General features: G+C 68.1%; 7 protein-coding genes. 5 read left to right on the forward strand and 2 right to left on the reverse strand.

The genetic code is table 11. The annotated features are described in order from the left end of the window. Positions 1-57: 57 nt before the first annotated feature. The gene (dapB, locus tag ACIPTO_RS32015) at positions 58-810 is read left to right on the forward strand and encodes a 4-hydroxy-tetrahydrodipicolinate reductase (RefSeq protein WP_401197918.1); all 753 of its coding nucleotides are present in this window, start codon (positions 58-60) and stop codon (positions 808-810) included. A gap of 10 nt (positions 811-820) precedes the next feature. After that, positions 821-1,273 carry a tetratricopeptide repeat protein gene (locus tag ACIPTO_RS32020; RefSeq protein ID WP_366321142.1) on the forward strand — a complete coding sequence of 151 codons (453 nt, stop codon included), beginning with the start codon at positions 821-823 and terminating at the stop codon, positions 1,271-1,273. Between the two features lie 90 nt (positions 1,274-1,363). On the opposite strand, the gene ACIPTO_RS32025 is transcribed toward ACIPTO_RS32020, so the two are convergent. Continuing rightward, positions 1,364-1,918: a hypothetical protein gene (locus tag ACIPTO_RS32025; protein WP_366321144.1), complete on the reverse strand. Its 555-nt coding sequence runs from the start codon at positions 1,916-1,918 to the stop codon at positions 1,364-1,366. Between the two features lie 124 nt (positions 1,919-2,042). Continuing rightward, positions 2,043-2,282 carry a hypothetical protein gene (locus ACIPTO_RS32030; RefSeq protein WP_366321146.1) on the reverse strand — a complete coding sequence of 80 codons (240 nt, stop codon included), beginning with the start codon at positions 2,280-2,282 and terminating at the stop codon, positions 2,043-2,045. A gap of 177 nt (positions 2,283-2,459) precedes the next feature. On the opposite strand from ACIPTO_RS32030, the gene thyX reads away from it, so the two are divergent. The 3 genes from thyX (at position 2,460) to ACIPTO_RS32045 (ending at position 6,124) form a co-directional block, all read left to right on the forward strand. Next, complete coding sequence (thyX, locus tag ACIPTO_RS32035) at positions 2,460-3,200, forward strand: FAD-dependent thymidylate synthase (protein WP_401197922.1); 741 nt, start codon at positions 2,460-2,462, stop codon at positions 3,198-3,200. Between the two features lie 211 nt (positions 3,201-3,411). Further along, positions 3,412-4,311: a 4-hydroxy-tetrahydrodipicolinate synthase gene (dapA, locus tag ACIPTO_RS32040; protein WP_366321149.1), complete on the forward strand. Its 900-nt coding sequence runs from the start codon at positions 3,412-3,414 to the stop codon at positions 4,309-4,311. 127 nt (positions 4,312-4,438) lie between these two features. Continuing rightward, positions 4,439-6,124 carry a ribonuclease J gene (locus ACIPTO_RS32045; protein ID WP_266773142.1) on the forward strand — a complete coding sequence of 562 codons (1,686 nt, stop codon included), beginning with the start codon at positions 4,439-4,441 and terminating at the stop codon, positions 6,122-6,124. Positions 6,125-6,389: the final 265 nt, after the last annotated feature.

The following is a 6,389-nucleotide window of genomic DNA, read 5'->3' on the forward strand; positions in this document are numbered from 1 at the left end:
CGCCTTCGGAACCCGAAGCCGGTTTCGGAACCCGTATCCGGTAAGGAAGCAAGAACGATGAGCAAGCTGCGTGTGGCGGTCCTCGGAGCCAAGGGCCGCATCGGCGCCGAGGCGGTACGAGCCGTCGAGGCCGCCGAGGACATGGAACTGGTGGCGGCCCTGGGCCGGGGCGACTCGCTGGAGGCGCTCACGGCCGCGGGCGCCCAGGTCGCGGTCGAACTGACCACCCCCGCCTCGGTGATGGACAACCTCGACTTCTGCGTCCGGAACGGCATCCACGCGGTCGTCGGCACCACGGGCTGGACCGACGAACGCCTCGCGCAGCTCACCGGCTGGCTGGCCGCCTCCCCGGAGACGGGCGTCCTCATCGCGCCGAACTTCTCCATCGGCGCCGTCCTCACCATGAAGTTCGCGCAGATCGCCGCGCCCTACTTCGAGTCGGTCGAGGTCATCGAACTGCACCACCCGAAGAAGGTCGACGCCCCGAGCGGGACGGCCACGCGCACGGCCCAGCTGATCGCCGAGGCGCGCGCCAAGGCGGGTACGGCCGCGGCGCCGGACGCGACGGAGACGGCCCTGGACGGCGCGCGGGGGGCGGGCGTCGACGGGATCCCCGTCCACTCCGTCCGGCTGCGCGGCCTGCTGGCCCACCAGGAGGTCCTGCTCGGCGCCGAGGGCGAGACCCTGACCGTCCGGCACGACTCCCTGCACCACAGCAGCTTCATGCCGGGCATCCTGCTCGGCGCCCGCCGCGTGGTGACGACCCCGGGCCTCACCTTCGGCCTGGAACACTTCCTGGACCTGGGCTGAGGCTCACGACATGCGCGCCAAAATCACCTACGCTGTCACGGCCGCCGTCCTGGTCTTCTACTTCGTCCTGGTCGGCAGCCGCGGCGTCATGCTCATCCAGTCGGGCACGGTCATCACGGTCACCTTCGGGATCGCGGTCCTGATCCTGCCGGTGATCGGTGTCTGGTTCCTCTGGAAGAACACCCAGTTCGTCCGCAACGCCAACCGCCTCGCCGCCGAACTCGACGCCGAAGGCGGCCTGCCCGTCGACGAGTTGAGGCGCACCGCGGGCGGCCGGATCGACCGCGACTCCGCCGACGAGGTCTTCGCCAGGCGCAAGGCCGAGACCGAGGACGCCCCCGACGACTGGCGCAGCTGGTTCCGCCTCGCCGTCGCCTACCACGACGCCCGCGACACCCCCCGCGCCCGCAAGGCGATGCAGCGCGCGATCGCCCTGCACGACGGCCGCCCCGTCCCGGCCTGACCCGCAGGACGACGCGCCACCGTACGCCGAAGGGGCCGGCCCGCATGCACCGCGGACCGGCCCCTTCGGCGTACGACTGCTGTCGGGCGGTCAGCTCCGCCGGTACTCGTCGGACCACACCTCGACCGAGTCCGCGGCCCGGTCGAAGGCGGAGGCCCGCGCCAGGAAGTCGATGTCGTGCGTGGTCAGCAGCGCGGTCACGTCCTCCGCGGCACGGTCCTTGCGCACGAGGACCAGCGCCTGGCCCTGCACCGTGCGCGGCAGGCCGAGCCAGCGCACCGGCTGCTGCACCGTGCGCACGGCGGCGACCCGGTTCCACGGCACCGTACGGGTGAGGAAGAACCGCACACCGCGCAGCCCGCGCGCGCTCACCCACACGCCCATGCGCAGCAGCCGCAGGGCGCAGAGGATGACGACCAGCGCGATGCAGAGGATCACCGCGGCCTCGGAGCGCGAGCCGGTCAACGCGATGATGACCGCGGCGAACAGCACGTACGACGCGAGCAGCAGCACGAGCGCCGCCACCGCCACCCGCCACGGTCCGGGCCGGTAGGGGCGCCGCCAGCGGTCGCGGTCGTCGAACGGCAGCGCGAGCTCGTCCGCGGCCTCGAATGCGCGGTCGGCCGTAAGGAAGGGCAGGGGCACGACTGGTGTCCTCACTGAATCCATGCGTGGGCTGTGCCCGGTGAGGCTATCCGGCCATGTTCCCGGTCACCACCGCTGGGGGTCCGGATGAGTCATGGTCAGCTGTACGACCCCGTCCGGCAGGTCAGCGATTGTCGGAGGCCTGGGACTGCTGATGCTGCGTCGAGAGGTTGTTCTGTGACAGCGCCGGCATCCCGAGGACCAAGGAGCCCACGATTCCGGCGACGATGGTGAGACCCAGGAGCCAACGTCCGGCCAGCTGACCGGCGGAGGCCCGCTGACGCGGCGGCGGGGTGACATTGCTGCGGAAGCGGTCGGTCTCGGCGATGAAGGCGAACGGGACGGGTTCGCTCCGACGGAACATCGGTGGTGCTTCTCCCTTCGGGGATCGAACGGAAGGTTCTTACTGGTACAGACGAGCGAATGCGGTGAAAGGTGCCCTGTTTCACCGAATTCGCTCAGCCACGACAGTGAAAGTCCGGTTTGGCGGGCCGTAGAGTGGCGCTCGCCAAGAGCACAAGATGGGAAGGACCTTCCGACCGTGACCCCCACATCCGACGACGATTTGAAGATCGACCTCCGCAGTGAAGTCAGCGTTGAGCTGGTCAAACACAGTGCGGCGGACTCCGACGTGCTGTTCGCGGCCCGTGTGTCGACCGTCGGCGAGCAGTCCCTTGAGGAGATGGGCAAGGACCCTGAGCGCTCCAAGGGGCTGATCAACTACCTGATGAGGGACCGGCACGGCAGCCCGTTCGAGCACAACTCGATGACCTTCTTGATCAGTGCTCCGATCTTCGTCTTCCGTGAGTTCATGCGGCACCGGGTCGGCTGGTCCTACAACGAGGAATCGGGCCGCTACAGGGAGCTCCAGCCGGTGTTCTACGTACCGGACGCGTCACGCAAGCTGGTCCAGCAGGGGCGGCCCGGCAAGTACGTGTTCGTCGAGGGCACCCCGGAGCAACAACACCTCGTGGAGAAGGCCATGGAGGAGTCGTACCGTCAGGCGTACGGGACGTACCAGGAGATGCTCGCAGCAGGCGTCGCCCGCGAGGTGGCCCGTGCCGTCCTCCCCGTGGGCCTGTTCTCCTCGATGTACGCCACGTGCAACGCCCGCTCGCTGATGCACTTCCTCGGCCTGCGCACCCAGCACGAGCTGGCGAAGGTCCCGTCCTTCCCGCAGCGGGAGATCGAGATGGTCGGCGAGAAGATGGAGGAGCAGTGGGCCAGGCTCATGCCGCTCACGTACTCCGCCTTCAACGCCAACGGTCGTGTCGCCCCGTAGCGCACCTCTGTGTGCCCCTCGGGCACACATGTACGGATGGACTGCGCGAAGTGTCCGTATTGCGGCATTTAGAGAAGTTCATCTAGCCTGATCAAACGGACCCGGCACTGCTTGAACCCCCGAGCAGGCAGTGCCGGGCTCCATATTTGTCACGACTTGTCGCCTGCCCCTAAGGCAGACCCCGCATTGAGCAGCGAGTAGCGTGTTCCCCATGGCTCCGACCTCCACTCCGCAGACCCCCTTCGGGCGGGTCCTCACCGCCATGGTCACGCCCTTCACGGCGGACGGCGCACTCGACCTCGACGGCGCCCAGCGGCTCGCTACCCACCTGGTGGACGCAGGCAACGACGGCCTGATCATCAACGGCACCACCGGTGAGTCCCCGACCACCAGCGACGCGGAGAAAGCGGATCTCGTACGAGCCGTACTGGAAGCGGTCGGCGACCGCGCCCACGTCATCGCGGGCGTCGGCACGAACGACACCCACCACAGCGTCGAACTCGCCCGTACGGCCGAACACACCGGCGCACACGGCCTGCTCGTCGTCACGCCGTACTACAACAAGCCCCCGCAAGAGGGCCTGTACCGCCATTTCAAGACGATCGCCGACACCACCGAACTGCCGGTCATGCTCTACGACATCCCCGGCCGCAGCGGTGTCCCGATCGGCACCGAGACCTTGGTCAGGCTCGCCGAGCACCCCCGGATCGTCGCCAACAAGGACGCCAAGGGCGACCTCGGCCGCGCCAGCTGGGCCATCGCACGGACCGGCCTGGCCTGGTACTCGGGCGACGACATGCTGAACCTGCCGCTGCTCTCCGTGGGCGCGGTCGGCTTCGTCTCGGTCGTCGGCCATGTGGTCACGCCCGAACTGCGCACCCTGGTGGAGGCGTACGTCTCCGGTGACGTCCAGAAGGCCACCGAGATCCACCAGAAGCTGCTCCCCGTCTACACCGGCATGTTCCGCACCCAGGGCGTCATGACCACCAAGGCCGCGCTCACCCTCCAGGGACTGCCCGCCGGACCGCTGCGCTCACCGATGGTCGAGTGCTCGCCCGAGGAGATCGCCCAGCTCAAGATCGATCTTGCCGCCGGCGGGGTACAGCTCTGACAACGGACTTCACAACTGAATACGCGGGGCTTCGGCGCCCGCATCCCACACCGACAACTGCATGTGCACGAACGTCATGCGCGCCACGTGCCCACAGGTACGTGGCGCGCATGGGTAGGAGAGTCTTTTGAGTCATCCGCATCCTGAACTCGCCCCGCCGCCCAAGCTCCCCGAAGGCGGCCTGAGGGTCACCCCACTCGGCGGCCTCGGGGAAATCGGCCGGAACATGACGGTCTTCGAATACGGCGGCCGCCTGCTCATCGTCGACTGCGGCGTGCTCTTCCCCGAGGAGGAGCAGCCCGGAATCGACCTGATCCTGCCGGACTTCACGTCCATCAGGGACCGCCTCGACGACATCGACGGCATCGTCCTCACGCACGGCCACGAGGACCACATCGGCGGCGTCCCGTATCTCCTCAGGGAGAAGGCGGACATCCCGCTGATCGGCTCCAAGCTGACCCTCGCGCTCATCGAGGCCAAGCTCCAGGAGCACCGGATCCGGCCGTACACCCTTGAGGTCGCCGAAGGGCACCGCGAGCGCATCGGCCCCTTCGACTGCGAGTTCGTCGCGGTCAACCACTCCATCCCGGACGCCCTCGCGGTCGCCATCCGCACCCCCGCGGGCATGGTCGTCCACACGGGCGACTTCAAGATGGACCAGCTCCCGCTGGACGGCCGTCTCACGGATCTACACGCGTTCGCCCGGCTCAGCGAGGAAGGCATCGACCTTCTCCTCGCCGACTCGACCAACGCCGAGGTCCCGGGATTCGTGCCGCCCGAGCGCGACATCTCGAACGTCCTGCGGCAGGTCTTCGGCAGTGCCCGCAAGCGCATCATCGTGGCGAGCTTCGCCAGCCACGTCCACCGCATCCAGCAGATCCTGGACACGGCCCACGAGTACGGCCGCCGGGTCGCCTTCGTCGGCCGCTCGATGGTCCGCAACATGGGCATCGCGCGTGACCTCGGCTACCTGAAGGTCCCGCCGGGTCTGGTGGTCGACGTCAAGACGCTCGACGACCTCCCGGACAGCGAAGTGGTCCTGGTCTGCACGGGCTCCCAGGGCGAGCCGATGGCCGCACTGTCCCGCATGGCCAACCGCGACCACCAGATCCGCATCGTCTCGGGCGACACGGTGATCCTGGCCTCGTCGCTCATCCCGGGCAACGAGAACGCGGTCTACCGCGTCATCAACGGCCTCACCCGGTGGGGCGCCAACGTCGTCCACAAGGGCAACGCCAAGGTCCACGTCTCGGGACACGCCTCGGCCGGCGAGCTGCTGTACTTCTACAACATCTGCCGCCCGAAGAACCTGATGCCGGTCCACGGCGAATGGCGCCACCTACGGGCCAACGCCGAGCTCGGCGCCATGACAGGCGTCCCGCACGACCGCATCGTCATCGCCGAGGACGGCGTGGTCGTCGACCTCATCGAGGGCAAGGCCAAGATCTCGGGCAAGGTCCAGGCGGGATACGTCTACGTCGACGGCCTCTCGGTCGGCGACGTCGGAGAGCCGGCGCTGAAGGACCGCAGGATCCTGGGCGACGAGGGCATCATCTCGGTCTTCCTCGTCGTGGACTCGTCCACCGGCAAGATCACCGGCGGCCCGCACATCCAGGCCCGCGGCTCCGGCATCGACGACTCCGCCTTCGTGGACGTGGTCCCGAGGATCACCGAGGTCCTGGAACGCTCGGCCCAGGACGGCGTGGTCGAGCCCCACCAGCTGCAGCAACTCATCCGCCGCACGCTGGGCAAGTGGGTCTCCGACAACTACCGGCGCAGGCCGATGATCCTCCCGGTCGTCGTGGAGGTCTGACCGCCGTACGACCTCTCGTACGCGTGAACCTGGAGCGGGCCGCCTCGATTTGCATCGAGGCGGCCCGCTCCAGTACGTTTACGGCTCCGCCTGAGGGGGAACCCGGACACTTCGCGTGTACGGGAGCCACTCCCGGAGGGCCGGAAATTCCGACTCAGAACTTCTGATAAAGTCGGAACCGCCGGAAAGGGAAACGCGGAAGCGGAAACCTGGAAAGCACCGAGGAAATCGGAACCGGAAACGGTCTGATAGAGTCGGAAACGCA

The sequence above is a fragment of the Streptomyces sp. NPDC090083 genome, from assembly GCF_044747445.1.
Taxonomy (GTDB): Bacteria; Actinomycetota; Actinomycetes; order Streptomycetales; family Streptomycetaceae; genus Streptomyces.